Genomic DNA, 17,734 nt, shown 5'->3' on the forward strand with positions numbered 1-17,734 from the left:
ACCATGGAAGAACAGGCACGCACCCCAGGAGGCCCGCCATGTCCGAGCACGAGTACAAGCACACCTATACCGTCGCCATCAACGCCCCGGTGCACGCCGTCTTCGAACACTGCCGGGACCCGCGCAACATGTTCGCCGGCCATCCGAAGATCCACGTCGAGGACGCGACGCTGGCCCCGGAGGGTGTCGGTACCGTGGCGCACGTCCTGAACAAGGCCACGCCCGGCCTCACGGAGCACGTGACCCACGAGTTCACGGAGTTCGTCCCGGACGAGCGCATCGTCATCACGTCCCACCTCAAGGTGCTGAACCGGGACCTCAAGCAGCACGTCGGCTGGACCTGGACCTTCGTCCCCGAGGGCGAGGGCACGCGGCTGGACGTGGCCTTCGAGAACACGGACATCACCTGGTTCGAGGACGTCATGTACGCCTGGGGCGGCGGGGAGCAGTGGGCCAAGACCGTCAACGGCTGGCTGGACCACATCAAGACGGCGGTCGAGAAGACCTCCGCCGCGGCCCAGTAGCCGGGCGCACCCGGACGTACGAGTTCGAGCCGGACGGGTCCGGGACGAGGCTCACGGCGGAGAACCGCTCGGGCGGGCTGTGGCGGCTCTCGCCCCTCGAGCCGCTCCTCGCGAAGGCGGCCGCGAAGTCCCACGGGCCCGTGTTCGAGAGGGTTAGGGCGAAGCTGGAGTCGGGCCGGTAGAGTCACGGCGTGAACCCCGTCCGCATTCCCTACGGCCCGCACCCCGACCAGTGGGCCGACCTGTACCTGCCCACGGCCGCAGAGGCCGCGCCCGACGGCGGGTGGCGCGGGATCGCCGTCGTGATCCACGGCGGCTACTGGCGCGACAAGTACACCGCCGAGCTGGGCGCGCCCGTCGCGGCGGACCTCGCGGCGCACGGCTTCGCGGCGTGGAACCTCGAGTACCGGCGGGCCGCCTCGGTCCGGGAGGACGGGACGCGCACGGCGGGCGACGGCGGCTGGCCCGCCACGTTCCTCGACGTCGCCGCCGGGATCGACCGCCTCGCCGACGTTCCCGCCCTCGGGGTTCTGGCGCACGACGACGCCGCGCGGCTCTCGCGGCTCGTCGCGGCCGGGCGGGTGGTCGTCGTCGGGCACTCCGCCGGCGGCCACCTCGCCGTGTGGGCGGCGGGCCGGCCGAAGCTGCCCGCCAGCGCCCCCGGCGCACGACCGCGGGTGCCGCTGCGCGGCGTCGTGAGCCAGGCCGGCGTGCTGAGCCTCGCCGAGGCGGAGCGGCTGGCCCTGAGCAACCACGCGGCGCGGAATCTCATGGGCGGCGCGTCCACGGACTCGCCGGAGCTCGCGCGCGCGTTCGCCGTCGCCGACCCGATGCGGGCGCTGCCGATCGGCGTGCCCGTCCACGCGGTGCACTCCCCCGACGACGAGGCCGTCCCCTTCGCGCTGTCCGCCGACTACGTCGCGGCCGCCCGCGCGGCCGGGGACCCCGCCGTCGTGCACGAGACCACGGGCGACCACTTCGCCGTCATCGACCCGGGGCACGAGGCGTACGCGCTGTGCCGGCGGCTCGTGGGCGAGCTGCTGGCATCATGAGCCGGTGAGCATCCTCAAGTCCGTGGTCCTGTTCGTCGTCGCCGCCACGGCGGAGATCGGAGGGGCGTGGCTCGTCTGGCAGTCCGTCCGCGAGGGGAAACCATGGTGGTGGGCCGGGCTCGGCGTCATCGCGCTCGGGATCTACGGCTTCGTCGCCACGTTCCAGCCTGACGCGCACTTCGGCCGGATCCTCGCGGCCTACGGCGGGGTCTTCGTCGCGGGATCGCTCGCGTGGGGCGTGGTGGTGGATGGGTTCCGGCCCGACCGCTGGGACCTGATCGGTGCCGCCATCTGCCTGGCCGGGGTCGCAGTCATCATGTTCTCTCCGCGGGCGTCCTGAGCCTCAGCCGCCGCAGACGCCGTGGCCTCAGAACTTCGCGTCCCGCGCGAGGCCGAGGAGCTGGTCCTTCGTCTGGTCCGCCGTGGGTTCGGTCGGGGAGATGAGGATCTCGGCCGTGAAGATCGCCATATTCTCGCCCTTGGCGACCATGAGGGACAGGATCGTGATGGGCACGTCGCCGGCGGGCCGCAGCGACTTCGGCCCTGCGGGCTCGGAGCTCGTTACGAGGAGGGCCTTGTCGCCAACACCGGAGACGGCCTGCCCACCGTGGCCCAGCGATCCGGACAGCAGCGGCGCCCCGCCGGGGTGGTTCTCGATGGAGAAGATGAGCGAGTCCGGTCCCGGGGGCTGGGCATGGCCGCGATCTCCGTCAGCCACTTCGTCGCTCTGGGCCTCGCGAGGTCAGGCATCTCCACGGGCGATGCCGTGGATGCCTTCGACGGGTTCCACGCCGCCGGTGGCCCCCTGCCGATCCTGTTCATGCTCGGCCCGGTGATCTACCTGATCGTTCCGATTGCCGCGTGGAGGGCGGGGCTCCTGCCTGCAGCCGCCCTCACCCTCGGAGTCCTCTTCGCCGCGCTTGCAGCCGTTCCGGGCCCCGAGTGGCTGGGGATTGCTGCCTACGCCGTGGGGCTCGTCCTGACCGCGTGGACGGCCTGGGCGCTCGTGGCACCTCTTCCCAACAGGGCCGAATCGGCGTAGGCATGGAGGGTCAGTCCACCTGCCCCCACCCGGCCACCAAGGAGCACCACCATGCGCTACCGCAAGCTCGGAAGTTCTGACCTCGAGGTATCGGAGATCTCGCTCGGATCGTGGCTCACGTTCTCGGGCGGCATCGAGTCGGAGCAGACGCGCGCCTGCACGGAGGCCGCCTTCGACGCCGGGATCAACTTCTTCGACACGGCCAACGTCTACGGGCGCGGAGCCTCGGAGACGGCATGGGGCGAGATCCTCTCCAAGCACCCGCGCGACTCCTACATCCTCGCCACGAAGGTCATGGGCCAGATGTCCGACGACCCGGCGGACTCGGGCCTCGCGCCATCGCAGATCGCCAAGCAGATCGACGCCTCGCTCGCGCGCCTCCAGACGGACCACGTGGACCTCTACCAGGCGCACCGCTTCGACGTGAACGTGCCGATCGAGGACACCATCGAGGCGTTCAAGAAGGTCGTCGAGCAAGGCAAGGCGCGGTACCTCGGCTTCAGCGAGTGGACGCCCGAGCAGATCCAGGCCGCGATCGACATCGCGGGACCGGACCTCTTCGTCTCGTCCCAGCCGCAGTACTCGATGCTGTGGCGCGCCCCCGAGACGGAGGTCTTCCCGCTGTGCGCGGCGAACGGGATCTCGCAGATCGTCTGGTCGCCGCTCGCCCAAGGCGTGCTCTCCGGCAAATACCTGCCGGGCCAGCCCATCCCCGAGGGCAGCCGCTTCGCGAGCGACACCATGAACGTCTCGAAGGACATGCTCATGCGGGAGCCGATCCTCGAGGCCGTGCAGCGGCTGATTCCCATTGCCGACGGCGCGGGGCTGGCCCTGCCGGTCATGGCGCTCGCGTGGGTCCTCCGCCGCAGCGAGCTGGCCTCGGCGATCACGGGGGCGTCCCGGCCCGAGCAGGTCCACTCGAACGCCGCGGCCTCGGGCGTGGAACTCTCGGACGACGTTCTCGCCGCGATCGACGAGACCCTCGGCGACGTCCCCGTCACCGGCACCACGCTCGCCCCGAACGCCCACTCGGGGGTGAAGCACCGCGCCTAGGGTGAGGCCGCGGCGGGCGGCGACCATCGGTGGTGGCGACCACGCGCCGTCGTGCTCGGCTACCCCGCGATCCAGGTGCGGGTCACGCCGAGCACGCGCTCCCCGTCGAGGTCGGCCAGGGAGGCGCCCACGAAGCGCACGGCGGCGTCCGAGGTCTGCCAGCGGAAGCGGTAGTCGGGCGAGGTGGCGGCGCCCGCGATCGCCGCGCCGGCGTCGGCCGCGGACTGGGCGGAGGCGAAAGCGCCCGACGTGCGCGCGATGTACCGCTGGAGCTGGTCCCCGTACGCCCCGACGGCGGCGGGCCGCTCGACGTTCGCGACAAACTCGCTCGCCACCGCCGCCGGCTCCACAACGCTCACGCGCACCCCGAACTGCTCGGCCACCGGCGCGAGGGACTGCATGAACCCCTCGACTGCGAACTTCGCCCCGCAGTACGCGTCGGCGAACGGCTGGCCGACCGCGCCGCCCACGCTCGTCACGGTCACAATGCACCCGTGACGCCGCTCGCGCATGCCCGGCAGCACGAGCTTCGCGAGGTGCACAGGCGCGAGGTAGTTGACCTCGAGCTGGTCCCGGATCACGTCCATGCCGAGCTGCTCCGCCGTGCCCACGCACCCGCGGCCAGCGTTGTTGACGAGGACGTCGATCCGCCCATGATCGCGGGCCACGGCGTCGACGAGCGCCTCGGCGGCGGGGTGGTCCACGACGTCGAGCGCGCGGATGTCGAGCACGACGCCGGCGCGCTCGGCCGCCGCCCGGAGGTCACCCGAGCGGGCGGTGTCCCGCATCGTGGCGACGACGGTCAGGCCGCGCCGCGCGAGTTCGACGGCGGCGTGCAGCCCCATCCCGGACGACGTACCTGTGACGAGCGCGACATCAGCCATGCGCACACACTACCGCCGCGTCGTGCCTCAGAGCGCGCGAACGTCCAGACTGTCGATGCCTGCGAAATCGGCGGCATGACGGGTGAACAAGGGCAGCCCATGGGCGACTGTATCGACGGTGAGACAGTCGCGGCAGGCGCCCACCCGGCGTCGTGCGCACGACGCCGCGCGGCTGGCTACCGCTCGGCCCGCGCCCGCTCCCCGATCCGCTCCGTGGCGGCCCAGCTCGCGAGCAGCCGCAGCGACTCCTCCGACGGCGAGCCCGGCACCGCGGGATAGACCGTGAGGGTCAGGCCGGGGTCCTCGGACGGCACGAGCGCCTCGAAGAGGAGCTCGAGGTCGCCGACCACGGGGTGGCGGAACTGCTTGTTGCCCGAGTAGTGCCGCCGCACGTTGTGCCGGGCCCACAGCGCCGCAAACTCCTCGCTGCGGGTGGACAGCTCGCCGACCAGGTCGGCGAGGCCCTTGTCGTACGGGTTGCGGCCCGACTCCGTGCGCAGGAGCGCCACGTTGTTGTTCGCGGCGAGGGCCCAGTCCGGGTAGAACTCCCGGGCGCGGGTGTCCAGGAAGATGAATCTGGAGTGATTCGCGGGGCGGACGGGGACGTCGAGCGTGTGGCGCGCCACGTCGTCGTACATCTGCGAGTACAGGGCGAAGCCGAGCGGGTTCGCGGCGAGGATGTCCATGCGCGCGTTCCGCACGAACGCCGGGGCGCCCGTGATCGCCTCGAGCATGAACTGCACGCTCGGGCGGACGGCCTGGCGCGGGGCCCGCTGGCGGGCGCGCGGTGAGGCGTTCGCGGCGCGGGCGAGGTCGAAGAGGTGGTCGCGCTCGGCGTCGTCGAGCTGGAGCGCGCGGGCGAGCGCCTCGAGCACTCCCTCGGACACGCCAGCGAGGTTCCCGCGCTCGAGCCGTGTGTAGTAGTCCACGCTCACGCCCGCGAGCAGCGCGGCCTCCTCGCGCCGCAGTCCGGGCACGCGCCGGTTCCCGCCGTACACGGTCAGGCCGGCCTGCTCGGGGGTGATCTTGGCGCGGCGGCTCGCGAGGAAGTCGCGGACCTCGGCCCGGGTGTCTGCCATGCGCTCCACGGTACGCCGCGGGGCACTACGCGAGGGAGGTACTGCCAGTACCGGGCTCATCAGGGCTCTCCCTCGTTGCCCGGCGCGGGCGTTGCATAGAAGGGTGCTCACCTCACCTTCCGCCCTCGGACGCACGACGGCGCCCCGCGGCCCCGGCGTCGGGCCCGCCGGGGCGCGGACCGCCGCTGCGCGGGTCGCCGCCCCCGTGCTCGGCTTCTTCGTCATCACGCTCGACGCGACCGTGGTCAACGTGGCCCTCCCGAGCATCCGGGCCGAGCTCGGCGGCGGCATGGACGGGATCCAGTGGGTCGCAGACGGGTACACGCTCCTGTTTGCGGCGCTCCTGCTCTCGGCCGGCGCGCTCACCGACCGGCTCGGCGCCCGGCGCGCGTTCGCCATGGGCCTCGTGGCGTTCGTGGCGTCCTCTGTGGCGTGCGGGCTCGCACCCGGGCTGGGCGGCCTGATCGCGGCGCGCCTCGCCCAGGGCGCCGCGGCCGCGCTCATGATGCCGTCCTCGATGGCGCTCATCGGGCAGGCGTTCCCCGACGCGCGGCGGCGGGCGCGCGCCGTCGCCGCCTACTCGATGGGCGGTGCCGTGGCTGCGACGTCGGGACCGGTGGCGGGCGGGGCCCTGAGCCTCGTCGACTGGCGGCTCATCTTCCTCATCAACGTCCCCGCCGGTGCCCTCGCGCTCGTGGCCCTCGCCCGGGCGCCGCGGCAGAAAGACGGGTCGGGCGGCCCGGCGCTCCCGCGGACCGGCCGCGCCCCGTTCGACTGGGCCGGTCAGGCCGCGGCGACCGTCGCCATGGCCGGCGTCACCTACGCCGCCATCGAGGCGGGCAGCGCGGGGGTGGGCTCCGCCGGCGTCGTGCTCGCGTTCGCGGTGGGCGTCGCGGCGGCCATCTCGTTCGCCCTCATCCAGCGCGGCGCGCGGCACCCGATGGTCCCGCGCGCACTCGCGCGCAACCGCACGATGGCCGTCACCGCGGCGTCGGGCTTCGCGTTCATGGTGGGCTACTTCGGGCTCCCGTTCGTCATGAGCCTGTCCCTGCAGCAAGCGCACGGGCTGAGCGCGTTCGCCACCGGGCTCGTGTTCCTGCCCATGATGCTCGCGGGCCTGGGCATGACGCCGTTCAGCGCACGGCTCATCGAGCGCTTCGGCGCGCGGCGCCTCCTGCCCACCGGACTCGTGGCGCTGGCTGCGGGACTCACGCTCGTCGGGACGCTCTCCGCGGTGGTCCCGGTGTGGACCACATCCGCGCTCATGGTGCTCGTGGGCCTGTCCGGGCCGCTCATCATGCCGCCCTCCACCGCATCGCTGCTCAGCGGCGTCCCGGCGGAGCTCGCGGGGACGGCGAGCGGCGTCTTCAACACGAGCCGCCAGGCGGGCGGGGCGCTGTCCGTCGCCGTCTTCGGCGGACTGCTCGCCGACCCCCGGACCCTGCAGGGCGGCGTCCTCACGAGTCTCGCCATCGCGGCCGGCGTGGCGCTCCTCGCGGCCATCGCGAGCCGCGCCCTGCCGGCCGGCCACCCCCATGCCCTCCATGAAAGGACCATGCCATGACCACTGAACCCACCGGAGCCCAGAAGGCCCTCGGGGACTTCGCACCCGCGCTCGTCCACTTCACCGACGACGTCCTGTTCGGCGAGGCCTGGGAGCGCCCCGAGCTGTCCAAGCGGGACCGAAGCCTCGCGACCGTCGCTGCCCTCGTGGCCGGGGGCAACGCCGAGCAGCTCACGTTCCACCTCGCGTACGCGAAGGAGAACGGGCTCACCGAGGCCGAGCTCATCGAGGCCATCACGCACCTCGCGTTCTACGCCGGCTGGCCGAGGGCAATGTCCGCGATGGCCGTCGCGAAGCGCGTCTTCGGCGCCCCCGCCCCCGTCAGGGGGCACCTCCTGAGAGTCGCCTCCTGAGGGTCACCTCCTGAGTGGCACCTCCTGAGGGGCGCCTCCTGAGGGTCACCTCCTGAGGGGCACCTCCTGAGGGGCACCTCGCGTGGGTTGTCCCCACGCGCACCCGCGGGACGTGACCTCCAGAAGCTGACCCCCAGAAAGTGCCCTCCAGAAGCTGACCCCCAGCATGGGGCGCCGCCTGCGGGGCGCACCGTGGTGACGCGAAGATTCTTCGAACCTTCGCGTCAGAACGCGACTCCCAGAAGCTGACTCCCAGAACGCGACTCCCAGAACGTGACTCTTAGAAGGAGAGAACCATGGAACTCATTCCCGCAACCGCGCCCGTCATAGCCCCGGCCCAGCGCTTCACCGGCCATGTCGAGGTGACCACCGTCTCCGCGCCGGCCGAGCCGGCGTGGCTCGCCGCCGCCGTCGTCCGCTTCTTCCCGGGCGCGCGCACCAACTGGCACGTCCACGCGCTCGGCCAGACGCTCCACGTCCTCACGGGGACGGCGCTCGTCGGCACCAGGGACGGGCGCGTGGTCGCCGCCGCGCCGGGCGAGACCGTCGAGTGCGCGCCCGGCGAGGAGCACTGGCACGGCGCGACCGCGGGCGCCGCGATGGCCCACATGGCGATGCTCGTGGGCGACGGACAGGCCGACCCGACCACCTGGCTCGAGCCTGTCGACGACGCCGCGTACGCCGCCGCCAACTAGAACTGACCCCCAGAACCTGACCCCCAGAAGGAATCCATGAAGGCCACCTACATGTTCGGCGCGGGCGACGTCCGCGTCCTCGACGTCCCCGACGCCGCCCTCCAGTCCCCGAGGGACGCCCTCGTACGCGTCACGAGCGCGTGCATCTGCGGCTCGGACCTGCACCCCTACCACTCGATGCCCAGCACCCCCGAAGGCAAATCGATGGGCCACGAGTTCATCGGCGTGGTCGAGGAGGTCGGGGCCGAGGTCGCGACCCTCTCCCCCGGCGACTTCGTCATCGCGCCGTTCGCGATCTCCTGCGGAGAGTGCGAGTTCTGCCGTGAGGGCCTGCAGACCTCGTGCGTGCGCGGCGGGTTCTGGAACGCCCCGGCGATCGACGGCGCGCCCTCCGGCGGCGGCCAGGCCGAGGCCGTGCGCGTCCCCCTCGCGGACGGCACCCTCGTGAAGGTGCCGGGGGTTGCCGGCGCGGACGGCGACGCCGCGCGCGACGACGCTCTGGTGGCCTCGCTCCTCACCCTCTCCGACGTCTACGGCACCGGCTGGCACGCCGCGCGGATGGCGCGCGTCGGCGCGGGGGACACGGTCGCCGTCGTGGGCGACGGCGCGGTGGGCCTCATGGCTGTGCTGTCGGCGCGGCAGATGGGCGCCGAGCGGATCATTCTCATGGGCCGGCATCGGGACCGCACGGACCTGGGCCGCGAGTTCGGCGCGACCGACGTCGTGGCGGAGCGCGGGACCGAGGGGATCGAGCGGGTGCTCGAGCTCACGGGCGGACACGGCGCGCACAAGGTCCTCGAGGCGGTAGGCCACATGCCTGCATATGGGCAATCGGTGGGGATCGTCCGCCCCGGCGGCGTGATCTCGCGCGTGGGGGTGCCGCAGTACGAGGAGGCGCCGGTGGGCTTCGGCTCGCTGTTCGGCAAGAACGTCACGCTCACGGGCGGGCCCGCTCCCGTGCGCGCGTACATCGAGCAGCTTCTGCCCGGAGTCCTGGACGGGTCCGTGCAGCCCGGTCGGGTCTTCGACCGGGTGATCGGCCTCGACGACGTCCCCGAAGGGTACAAGGCCATGGACGCCCGAGTGTCCCTCAAGGTGCTCGTGCGTCCGTGAGGCGGCCCCGCGGCACCGGGAAGTGACCCTTCAACGCAGGGGCGCCTTCCAAGCCCGTGGACGGGCCCGGAAGGCGCCCTTGTGGCACGGCCCACTCCTCACGTACCATCGATGTGAGCGATATTAGAACACTGAGTTCTAATATAGAACACCCGCACAGAGAAGTGAGGAAACCGTGCAGTTCCACCACCACGGCTACGTGTCCACGAATCCGAAGGTCCAGCCCGCCGCCGGCGTCGGCATCAACCGCCCGGCGGAACTCCCAGAGCAGGTGGACGTCCTGATCGTCGGCACCGGGCCCGCGGGCATGATCACCGCAGCCCAGCTCTCCCAGTTCCCGGACGTGACCACGCGCATCGTCGAGCGCCGCGGCGGCCGCCTCGAGATCGGCCAGGCGGACGGCATCCAGGCCCGCAGCGTCGAGACGTTCCAGGCGTTCGGCTTCGCCCCCGAGATCATCGCCGAGGCGTACCACATCACCGAGATGAACTTCTGGTCCCCGGACCCCGAGAACCCGCAGAACATCATCCGCACCTCCCGCGCTGTGGATGACGAGATGGGCATCAGCGAGTTCCCGCACCTGATCGTGAACCAGGCCCGCGTCCTGGACTACTTCGCGGACGTCATGAAGAACTCCCCCACCCGGATGGAGCCGGACTACGGCTGGGAGTTCGTCAGCCTCGAGATCGGCGAGGGCGAGTACCCCGTCACGGTCAAGCTCGCCGGCACTTCCCACCACGAGGGCCAGGAGCGCACCGTCAAGGCCAAGTACGTGGTCGGCTCCGACGGCGCCCGCTCCAAGGTCCGCGACGCGATCGGCTGCGAGATGAGCGGCGACCGCGCCAACCACGCGTGGGGCGTCATGGACGTCCTCGCGAACACCGACTTCCCTGACATCCGCACCAAGTGCGCCATCCAGTCCCACGACGGCGGCAGCATCCTCCACATCCCCCGCGAGGGCGGCTACCTGTTCCGCATGTACGTGGACCTCGGCGTGGTGCCGGACGACGACAACGGCAAGATCCGCGAGACCCCGCTCGAGACGATCATCGAGAAGGCCAACAAGATCCTGCACCCGTACTCGGTGGACGTGAGCGTCGCGTGGAACAGCGTCTACGAGGTGGGCCACCGCGTCACCCACCGTTTCGACGACGTCCCCACGGCAGAGGCCGGCACCCGCATGCCGCGCGTCTTCATCACCGGCGACGCGTGCCACACGCACTCCGCCAAGGCCGGCCAGGGCATGAACGTCTCGATGCAGGACGGCTTCAACATCGGCTGGAAGCTCGGTCACGTCCTCGAGGGCCGCAGCCCCGAGAGCCTGCTCTCCACCTACACCGCCGAGCGCCAGGTCATCGCGCAGAACCTCATCGACTTCGACCGCACGTGGTCCTCGATGATGGCCAAGAACCCGGAGGACTTCGAGAGCCCCTCGGAGCTCGCCGACTTCTACGTGCGCACGGCCGAGTTCCCGGCCGGCTTCATGACCGAGTACCACTCGTCGATGATCGTGGGCGACGCCAAGCACCAGGACCTCGCGACCGGCTTCCCGCTGGGGAAGCGGTTCAAGTCCGCCAAGGCCGTGCGCATCTCGGACACGAACCCGCTGCACATCGGCCACCTCGCCCAGGCGGACGGCCGCTGGCGCATCTACGCGTTCTCGGACGAGGCCAAGGCCGGCACCGAGGGCTCCACGATGGAGAAGTTCGCCGAGTGGCTCGGCAACGACCCGGCTTCCCCGATCGTTGCGACCCCCGAGGGCCTGGACCGCAACGCATGGTTCGACGTCAAGGCGGTCTACCAGCAGGACCACCACACGTTCGACCTCAACGACGTCCCGGCGGTCTTCAAGCCGCTGGTCGGACCGTTCCAGCTCAACGACCTCGAGAACGTCTTCGGCGCCTCCGCGACCCACGACATCTTCGCTGAGCGTGGGCTCAGCCGTGACGGCGTGGTCGTGGTGGTCCGCCCCGACCAGTACGTGGCCGCGATCGTCCCGCTCGCCGCGACCGACGAGCTCGGCGCGTTCTTCTCGGGCGTCATGAAGGGCCACGCCGCGGCGCAGGTCTGACCCGACCGGCCGGGCCAACGCACGACGCCGCGGGGCCGCCTTCCGTACGGGAGGCGGCCCCGCGTCGTCGTGCGCCAGATCGAGGGCAGGCTTGAGCGGAACGGCGTGTCGCGGCTTGCAGCCTCCCCGGGTCGTGTTTGGCTGGGGGACGTCCATGCGACATCGCCGAGACGGACAAGGGGCGCCGATGACTACGGATCCCGCGGGCAACGAGCGAGACCCGCGCGCTGGGCAACCGGCGGAGCCCCCAGCACGCCGGTCTCAGGCCGACGAGCCCACGCCCATGGCCCCGCGTCCAGACGAGCCCACCCCCGCCAAGCCGCATCCTGCCGCGCCGCGCCCGGCCACGCCGCAGCCCTCCGAGCCCCGCGTCACGCGGGCGGGGGCGGCCTGGACGGCGGTCATCGCCGGTCTGGCCGTCTTCATCCTGCTCGTGGTCTTCTTCATCCAGAACCAGGACGTGGTGCAGGTCCACTTCCTAGGGCTCGTCGGCCCGGTGCCGCTCGGTCTTGCGCTCTTCATCGCCGCCGTGGCCGGCGGGGTGCTCGTGGCGATCGCCGGTGCCGTGCGGATCTTCCAGCTGCGTGCCGCGGCACGCCGCGCGCGGCGCACACCGCCGTCCGCTCGCTGACGCCCGGGGCTGCTGGTCGTTCGGCGGTCAGTCACTCACGGTGGCCGCGGCCTGCCGCCAGTGCCACGCGCACGTTGCCTGCGACGTGAATGAGGACGGCGACGACGAGGAAGGCGACCAGCACCTGGCCAGTCGTGGCGAACACGCCCGTCCACCCGCCGTCGAGCGTCGGGTCGAGGAAGTCGTAGACGTACCAGCCATCGATCGCGCCTCGGATCCACGAGAAGGCCAGGAACGCGGCCGGGTAGATCATCCAGACGAGCGGGCGCCACCACCGGCCGTGGACCGTGCGCGTGACGAAGATCCAGTCCAGCGCCATCACGAGCGGGACGATGCGGTGGTGGATCATCTGCGGCCAGTACATGTTCAGCGTCCACCACGGTTCCTCGGGCGGGGCGACGAGGACCACGTAGATGATTCCGGTCATCACCATGTAGAACGCGAGCGCGCCGAAGAGGTGGTCCCACCAGAGCGGGAGCCTCGCGCGTGGCCAGGCCGCGGACGCGATGAGGACGAGCCCGACAGCGAGGTTGGACTGGACCGTGAACTCCGAGTAGAGCTGCGGGATGTCCACATCGTTGGTCGGCATGGTCGCGTCGAACGTCTTCTGGATGAGAGCCACGAGGACGGCCACGCCGACGACGGCGCGCACGAGGCGGACCCAGAGGCGGTCCGGGGCGAGCGCACTGTTGAGGGCGAGGTTGCGGTCAACCGGAGGGATCAGCGTCGATGTGCCGCTCATAGCCACAGTCTCCTGCTGCACAGCCGGCGCCCCCAGAGTCGAAAGTACCGGCGATGCCCCAGCGGTGGGACACTCCTTTCGGAAGGTCCCGCGTCGGAGACGGACGCACGACGGCGCCCGCAGGCTGACGGTCGGATGGGAGCCCACGTGAACCTCGAAGCGGATTACCTCATCGTCGGCAGCGGCGCGGTCGGGATGGCGTTCGCCGACGTGCTGTTCCATGAGACAGACCGGACGATGGTCGTCGTCGACCGCCACCACGCCCCGGGCGGCCATTGGAACGACGCGTACCCGTTCATCCGCCTCCACACGCCATCGGCGTTCTACGGCGTGAACTACCGTGAGCTCGGCGCGTTGGACGAGGACGACCCTCTCGACCACGGCATGTCCGGGCGTGCGGGCGCCGCGACCATCCTCGCCTACTACGAGGACCTCATGCATGAGTTCGCTGCCTCGGGGCGGATCCAGTACCTGCCGATGACTGAGTACACAGGCGATTTCGCGCAGCGCCACCGCGTCAGGTCCCGCGTGACCGGCGAGACCAGCGGGGTCCGCGTCCGGCGCAGGATCATCGACACGACCTACTTCGGCACCGAGGTCCCCTCGACCCACCCGCCCAACTACGAGGTGGCCGACGGCCTTCAGTGCATTCCGCCCAATGGGCTGGCGCGGATCGATGGAGCCTCTTCCGGATTCGTGGTGATAGGTGGCGGCAAGACCGGGATCGATGTGTGCCTGTGGCTCCTGGCGAACCGCGTGGATCCAGACCTGATCACGTGGATCGTGCCGCGTGACGCCTGGTTCGTCAACCGGGTGACGATGCAGCCCAGAGCGCAGTTCTTCGACGACGTGTTCGGCGGATTCGCGGTGCAGGCCGAGATCGCGGCGTCGGCCACGACGATCCACGAGCTGTTCGAACGACTCGAGGACGCCCGGCAGCTTCTGCGCCTCGACCGCGCGGTCACACCGACCATGTACCACGGCGCTTCGATCTCGGCCACCGAGCTCAACGCCCTCCGTTCGATCCGCAATGTGGCGCGGCTCGGGCGCCTTCGGCGGATCGAGCCGACGCGGATGGTCCTCGACCGCGGCACCATAGGCTCGGATCCTCAGCGGCTCTACATCGACTGCTCGGCCCGAGGAGTTCCGCGCCGGCCGCCGCTGCCCATCTTCGACGGCCCGAAGATCCTGACCCAGATGGTGCGCTCGCTCCAGCCCACCTTCAGCGCCGCCCTTGTTGCCCACCTTGAGGTGACAGTCGACGACGACGGCGAGAAGAACGCACTGTGCCGCCCCATTCCCATGCCGGACAGCCCCCACGACTGGCCTCGGCTCATGATCGCGAACCTCGCCAACCAGAGCCTCTGGCGGGAGAGCCCCGACCTACGGCAGTGGATCCTCCGCTCACGGCTGGATCGCTTCTCGGCGCTGGCCAGCGCGGTGACCCCGGACCAGCCCGAGAGACTCGAACTCCTCCACCGGTATGGGGCCGCGGTCCGTGCAGCCCCCGCGAACCTCGAGCGGCTCCTCACCGCGGAGCATGGGGCCCCTGCATGAGGCGCGCACGGCGGCGAGGATCGGGCGGCACCGCCCGCGCCGTCGTGCGCCCTACTCCGCCTCCCAGCGGAACCAGCGGATCCCGATCCCGGCGAACACCGCCGCGTAGCCCAGCAGCGCCACGACCTGCCACGTGTTCTGCGCCGACCACGTCCCGGCGGCCGTCACCGCCCCGAACAGCTCCATGAGCGCCCCGACAGGCGTCCACGAGGAGAAGTTCTTGAAGTCGTCGCCGAGGATCCCGGTCGGGCCGAGGATGCCGGCCAGGAACAGGACGATGTAGAGCACGCGCGCGATCGCGTTGACGACCCCCGCCGACTTCACGAGCCCCACGAGCGCTTGGCCGATGGCGAGGAACACCGCGGCGCCGAGGAGCGAGACGACGAGGATGAGCACGTACACGCTTGGCGTGAACACGACATTGTGGATGATGCTGCCGACGATCATCACGACGATGCCCATGACGATGTCCGCTGCGAACTGCACCGCAAGCCGGCTGCCCATGATGGCCCACGTCGGCGCGGGGGTCACGCGCAGCCGCTGGAAGACGCCCGCGGCGCGGTCGCCCGCGAGCGTGGTCGAGTACGCGATGAGCCCCGAGGACAGGAGCCCGTAGGTGAGGGCCATGCCGATGAGGAAGCCCGGGTTGCCGATCCGGCTGCCGCCTCGGTTCGTGATGAACAGGATCGCGATCGGCACCACGAAGTTCAGCAGGATGATCTGGCGGCTGCGCAGGAGCACCATCCCATCCGCGGTCAGGAGCGCGCGGACGGCGAGGGCGGTCGACGGCGCGTGGGCCGCCTCGGGCGCGCGACCGGCGGCGCCCGGCTGGAGAGGGAAGTCAGTCACGGATAGCCTTTCCTGTCAGCCCGATGAACACGTCCTCGAGGGTCACGTCCCCGTGGGCGACGGCGAGCACGCGCGGGTCTCCGCGGTGCTCTGCCACCAGCTCGCCCGGGGCACCGAGGGCCAGGAGCTTCCCGTGGTCCATGATCGCGACCCGGTCGCACACCGCTTGGGCCTCCTCCATCGAGTGCGTGGTGAGCAGGACGCTGCCACCGGCCCGCCGAGACTCCTCGATGCGGTCCCAGAGCCCCCGGCGGGACTGGGGGTCGAGGCCGGTGGTGGGCTCGTCGAGGAGCAGGATGCTCGGATTGTGCAGCGTGGCGACCATGAGCGAGAAGCGCTGCTGCTGGCCGCCGGAGAGCTTCTTGAACGGCTTGCCGGCCTCCTGGGAGAGGCCCGCGTCGCGGAGCCGCTCCCCGATCTGCCTGCCGGTGATCCGCACGCCGTAGAGTCCCGCATACAGTCGGGTGATGTCCTCGATCCTCAGCTCGGGCTGGAAGCTCGAGGCCTGCAGCTGCACGCCGAGGCTCGCCTTGAGGGCGGCGGGCGCGTGCACGGCGTCGTACCCCGCGACGGTGACGCGGCCGGCGTCGGGCCTCCGGAGGCCCTCGATCACGCTCAACGTCGACGTCTTGCCGGCCCCGTTCGGGCCCAGCAGCCCGAAGATCTCGCCGCGGCGCACCGAGAACGTCAGTCCGTCGACGGCCGTCTGGGGTCCATAGCGGACCACCAAGTCGTGCACGTCAAGGACCGACTCGTCTTCCATGCCTCGATCGTACGGCCGGTTGCCTGAGGAAACCGTGTGAGTTCGCTGAGCGGGGCTACTCGGTTTCCTGCGGCCTCGCGAGCCGCAGCTCCTCGGCGTCGAGCTGGTTCTGGATCGTCCTCAAGACGGTGTCGTCGATGGTGCGTGCGTCGCGGAGGCGCACCACGGTGGCGCGCTTGTGGCTGATGAGCGCGAGGCGCAGGCGCGTGTACTGGCGCGTCCGCACGACGGCCGGGTCCTGGCTGTCGTCGAAGCCCGCGTTCATCGCCGCGAGGTGCTCGTCGTACTCGGCGTGGACGCGCTCGAGCACTTCGTCGTCGATCCGCAGCTCGCGCGCGAGGTCCGGCAGGGCCCGGAACGCCTCCTCCGCCGCGGTGCGCTTGGCGAGCATGAGCTCCTCCGTGACGGAGGTGTCCGTGGGGATGCGCGCCCATCGGATCACGGTGGGCAGGGCGAGCCCCTGGACCACGAGCGACGCGACCACCACGAACGCCGTCACGAACACGATCGCGTTGCGCCCGGGGTACTGGCCGCCGTCGGGGATCGAGAGGGCGACGGCGAGCGAGACCGCGCCGCGGAAGCCCGCCGTCGTGCTCATGACCCTCGCGCGGTTCGTGGTGCGCAGCTGGCGCTGGTAGGGGCGGCGGTCGACGGCGCGGATCACGTAGGCGGAGAGGACCAGCACCGCGAGGCGCGTCATCAGGATCGCCGCGTACACGGCGACGCCGACGAGCAGGACCTGCCCGATCGCCTGCCCGCCGGCGCGGCCCTCGGAGGCCCAGAGCCCGGCCGCCGCCGCGGGCAGCTGGAGGCCCACGAGCACGAACAGGGCGCCGTTGAGCATGAAGCTCGCGAGCGACCAGACGGCGATGGTCTGCTGGCGCGTGTACGCCGAGACGGCCAGCGGGGCGGTCCGCGACAGGTAGAGGCCGCACGCCACGACAGCGAGGACGGCCGACGCGTGGACGAGCTCGGCACCGAGGAACGCGACGAAGGGGGTCAGGATCGTGGCCGCGTTGCCGACTAGCGCATTCTCGATCCTCCGCCGGGCCTCGAGCATCGCCCAGCCGGCCGCGACGCCCACCGCGGCGCCGCCCAGGAACGAGTAGAGGAACTCGCCGGTCACCAACAGGACGCTGAACTCACCCGCGCCGGCCGCCGCGCTGAGCGCGACGCCGTACACGACGAGCGCCGTGCCGTCGTTGATGAGGCTCTCGGCGCGCAGCACCGTGATCTGCCGACGGGGCAGCGCCTTGCCGAGGGCTGCGACGGCGGTCGCGTCCGTCGGGGCCACGGCCGCGCCGAGGATCCACGCCGACCCCCAGTCCAGGCCGAGCGCGTGCGCGACCGCGGCGACTGCCGCCGCCGTGATGACCACCAGGAGCGTGGCGGAGAGCATGATGCCGCGGATGAACCGGCGGATCTCCCGCAGCGACGTGGTGAGGCTCTCCCAGTACAGCAGCGCAGGGAGGAACAGCAGCAGGACGGTCTCCGGCGGCAGGCCGACACCGCGGAACACCGGAATGAGGCTCAGCGCGAGGCCGCACGCGATCAGGACGACCGGCTGGCTGACCCTCACGTGCGGCGCAAGCAGGCTTCCGAGGACGACCGCCGCGCCGAGGGCGACGATGAGTTCCAGACCGAGCATGGCACACCTCCCACGGGTGAGACCTGCCATCGAATGTACGCCCGCGCGGGGTGGGCGGGTACCGGGGGTGCGCGGTTCTGCTCGGACTCGAGCTCAGGGCGCGTGGGAACGCGC

19 protein-coding genes are annotated in these 17,734 nt (G+C 71.3%); 12 read left to right on the top strand and 7 right to left on the bottom strand.

Annotated features, from left to right (window positions below; all coding sequences use genetic code 11):
- Positions 1-38: 38 nt before the first annotated feature.
- The 3 genes from SCMU_RS19680 (at position 39) to SCMU_RS19690 (ending at position 1,916) form a co-directional block, all read left to right on the top strand.
- A complete protein-coding gene (locus SCMU_RS19680) occupies positions 39-524 on the top strand; it encodes an SRPBCC family protein (protein WP_229230760.1) in 486 nt (161 codons plus the stop codon).
- A gap of 191 nt (positions 525-715) precedes the next feature.
- A complete protein-coding gene (locus tag SCMU_RS19685; RefSeq protein WP_229230761.1) occupies positions 716-1,576 on the top strand; it encodes a prolyl oligopeptidase family serine peptidase in 861 nt (286 codons plus the stop codon).
- A 4-nt stretch (positions 1,577-1,580) separates the two neighbouring features.
- Positions 1,581-1,916 (top strand): YnfA family protein, encoded by a 336-nt coding sequence (locus SCMU_RS19690; protein WP_229230762.1) that lies wholly within the window; start codon positions 1,581-1,583, stop codon positions 1,914-1,916.
- A 27-nt stretch (positions 1,917-1,943) separates the two neighbouring features.
- Here SCMU_RS19690 and SCMU_RS19695 read toward each other — a convergent pair whose 3' ends face one another.
- Positions 1,944-2,294 carry a hypothetical protein gene (locus tag SCMU_RS19695; protein WP_229230764.1) on the bottom strand — a complete coding sequence of 117 codons (351 nt, stop codon included), beginning with the start codon at positions 2,292-2,294 and terminating at the stop codon, positions 1,944-1,946.
- Here SCMU_RS19695 and SCMU_RS19700 point away from each other — a divergent pair.
- Complete coding sequence (locus SCMU_RS19700) at positions 2,271-2,618, top strand: hypothetical protein (protein ID WP_229230765.1); 348 nt, start codon at positions 2,271-2,273, stop codon at positions 2,616-2,618. The two genes, SCMU_RS19695 and SCMU_RS19700, sit on opposite strands and share 24 nt — an antisense overlap.
- A gap of 51 nt (positions 2,619-2,669) precedes the next feature.
- Complete coding sequence (locus SCMU_RS19705; RefSeq protein WP_229230766.1) at positions 2,670-3,671, top strand: aldo/keto reductase family protein; 1,002 nt, start codon at positions 2,670-2,672, stop codon at positions 3,669-3,671.
- Between the two features lie 59 nt (positions 3,672-3,730).
- On the opposite strand, the gene SCMU_RS19710 is transcribed toward SCMU_RS19705, so the two are convergent.
- A complete protein-coding gene (locus tag SCMU_RS19710; protein WP_229230767.1) occupies positions 3,731-4,555 on the bottom strand; it encodes an SDR family NAD(P)-dependent oxidoreductase in 825 nt (274 codons plus the stop codon).
- Positions 4,556-4,731: 176 nt separating this feature from the next.
- A complete protein-coding gene (locus tag SCMU_RS19715) occupies positions 4,732-5,634 on the bottom strand; it encodes a helix-turn-helix transcriptional regulator (RefSeq protein ID WP_229230768.1) in 903 nt (300 codons plus the stop codon).
- Positions 5,635-5,737: 103 nt separating this feature from the next.
- Between SCMU_RS19715 and SCMU_RS19720 the strand changes: the two genes are divergently transcribed.
- The 6 genes from SCMU_RS19720 (at position 5,738) to SCMU_RS19745 (ending at position 12,061) form a co-directional block, all read left to right on the top strand.
- Positions 5,738-7,198: an MFS transporter gene (locus SCMU_RS19720; protein WP_229230769.1), complete on the top strand. Its 1,461-nt coding sequence runs from the start codon at positions 5,738-5,740 to the stop codon at positions 7,196-7,198.
- The gene (locus SCMU_RS19725; RefSeq protein WP_229230770.1) at positions 7,195-7,551 is read left to right on the top strand and encodes a carboxymuconolactone decarboxylase family protein; all 357 of its coding nucleotides are present in this window, start codon (positions 7,195-7,197) and stop codon (positions 7,549-7,551) included. The genes SCMU_RS19720 and SCMU_RS19725 overlap by 4 nt, the downstream gene beginning before the upstream one ends.
- Before the next feature lie 296 nt (positions 7,552-7,847).
- The gene (locus SCMU_RS19730; RefSeq protein ID WP_229230771.1) at positions 7,848-8,246 is read left to right on the top strand and encodes a cupin domain-containing protein; all 399 of its coding nucleotides are present in this window, start codon (positions 7,848-7,850) and stop codon (positions 8,244-8,246) included.
- A 36-nt stretch (positions 8,247-8,282) separates the two neighbouring features.
- Positions 8,283-9,359 carry a zinc-binding dehydrogenase gene (locus SCMU_RS19735; protein WP_229230772.1) on the top strand — a complete coding sequence of 359 codons (1,077 nt, stop codon included), beginning with the start codon at positions 8,283-8,285 and terminating at the stop codon, positions 9,357-9,359.
- Between the two features lie 175 nt (positions 9,360-9,534).
- Positions 9,535-11,430 carry an FAD-binding monooxygenase gene (locus tag SCMU_RS19740; protein ID WP_229230773.1) on the top strand — a complete coding sequence of 632 codons (1,896 nt, stop codon included), beginning with the start codon at positions 9,535-9,537 and terminating at the stop codon, positions 11,428-11,430.
- A 283-nt stretch (positions 11,431-11,713) separates the two neighbouring features.
- A complete protein-coding gene (locus SCMU_RS19745) occupies positions 11,714-12,061 on the top strand; it encodes a LapA family protein (RefSeq protein WP_229230774.1) in 348 nt (115 codons plus the stop codon).
- A gap of 31 nt (positions 12,062-12,092) precedes the next feature.
- On the opposite strand, the gene SCMU_RS19750 is transcribed toward SCMU_RS19745, so the two are convergent.
- A complete protein-coding gene (locus tag SCMU_RS19750) occupies positions 12,093-12,803 on the bottom strand; it encodes a Pr6Pr family membrane protein (RefSeq protein WP_229230775.1) in 711 nt (236 codons plus the stop codon).
- A 147-nt stretch (positions 12,804-12,950) separates the two neighbouring features.
- On the opposite strand from SCMU_RS19750, the gene SCMU_RS19755 reads away from it, so the two are divergent.
- Entirely contained in the window at positions 12,951-14,360 is a 1,410-nt protein-coding gene (locus SCMU_RS19755) for an NAD(P)/FAD-dependent oxidoreductase (RefSeq protein WP_229230776.1), read from the top strand.
- 51 nt (positions 14,361-14,411) lie between these two features.
- Here SCMU_RS19755 and SCMU_RS19760 read toward each other — a convergent pair whose 3' ends face one another.
- Genes SCMU_RS19760 through SCMU_RS19770 form a run of 3 tightly spaced genes read right to left on the bottom strand, consistent with a single transcriptional unit; the run spans position 14,412 to position 17,620 of the window.
- Entirely contained in the window at positions 14,412-15,209 is a 798-nt protein-coding gene (locus SCMU_RS19760; protein WP_229230777.1) for an ABC transporter permease, read from the bottom strand.
- Entirely contained in the window at positions 15,202-15,972 is a 771-nt protein-coding gene (locus SCMU_RS19765) for an ABC transporter ATP-binding protein (RefSeq protein ID WP_229230778.1), read from the bottom strand. Before SCMU_RS19765 ends, SCMU_RS19760 begins: the two co-directional genes overlap by 8 nt.
- A gap of 55 nt (positions 15,973-16,027) precedes the next feature.
- Entirely contained in the window at positions 16,028-17,620 is a 1,593-nt protein-coding gene (locus SCMU_RS19770; RefSeq protein ID WP_229230779.1) for a Na+/H+ antiporter, read from the bottom strand.
- Positions 17,621-17,734: the final 114 nt, after the last annotated feature.

Origin of the sequence: Sinomonas cyclohexanicum (genome assembly GCF_020886775.1) — a bacterium.
Lineage (GTDB): Bacteria > Actinomycetota > Actinomycetes > Actinomycetales > Micrococcaceae > Sinomonas > Sinomonas cyclohexanicum.

What these genes read in the sequence shown, in the direction of transcription:
- SCMU_RS19680 (WP_229230760.1), top strand. Translation starts at nt 39, where the DNA reads ATGTCCGAGCACGAGTACAAGCACACCTATACCGTCGCCATCAACGCC.
- SCMU_RS19700 (WP_229230765.1), top strand. Translation starts at nt 2,271, where the DNA reads ATGGCCGCGATCTCCGTCAGCCACTTCGTCGCTCTGGGCCTCGCGAGG.
- SCMU_RS19705 (WP_229230766.1), top strand. Translation starts at nt 2,670, where the DNA reads ATGCGCTACCGCAAGCTCGGAAGTTCTGACCTCGAGGTATCGGAGATC.
- SCMU_RS19710 (WP_229230767.1), bottom strand. Translation starts at nt 4,555, where the DNA reads ATGGCTGATGTCGCGCTCGTCACAGGTACGTCGTCCGGGATGGGGCTG.
- SCMU_RS19715 (WP_229230768.1), bottom strand. Translation starts at nt 5,634, where the DNA reads ATGGCAGACACCCGGGCCGAGGTCCGCGACTTCCTCGCGAGCCGCCGC.
- SCMU_RS19725 (WP_229230770.1), top strand. Translation starts at nt 7,195, where the DNA reads ATGACCACTGAACCCACCGGAGCCCAGAAGGCCCTCGGGGACTTCGCA.
- SCMU_RS19730 (WP_229230771.1), top strand. Translation starts at nt 7,848, where the DNA reads ATGGAACTCATTCCCGCAACCGCGCCCGTCATAGCCCCGGCCCAGCGC.
- SCMU_RS19735 (WP_229230772.1), top strand. Translation starts at nt 8,283, where the DNA reads ATGAAGGCCACCTACATGTTCGGCGCGGGCGACGTCCGCGTCCTCGAC.
- SCMU_RS19745 (WP_229230774.1), top strand. Translation starts at nt 11,714, where the DNA reads ATGGCCCCGCGTCCAGACGAGCCCACCCCCGCCAAGCCGCATCCTGCC.
- SCMU_RS19750 (WP_229230775.1), bottom strand. Translation starts at nt 12,803, where the DNA reads ATGAGCGGCACATCGACGCTGATCCCTCCGGTTGACCGCAACCTCGCC.
- SCMU_RS19765 (WP_229230778.1), bottom strand. Translation starts at nt 15,972, where the DNA reads ATGGAAGACGAGTCGGTCCTTGACGTGCACGACTTGGTGGTCCGCTAT.
- SCMU_RS19770 (WP_229230779.1), bottom strand. Translation starts at nt 17,620, where the DNA reads ATGCTCGGTCTGGAACTCATCGTCGCCCTCGGCGCGGCGGTCGTCCTC.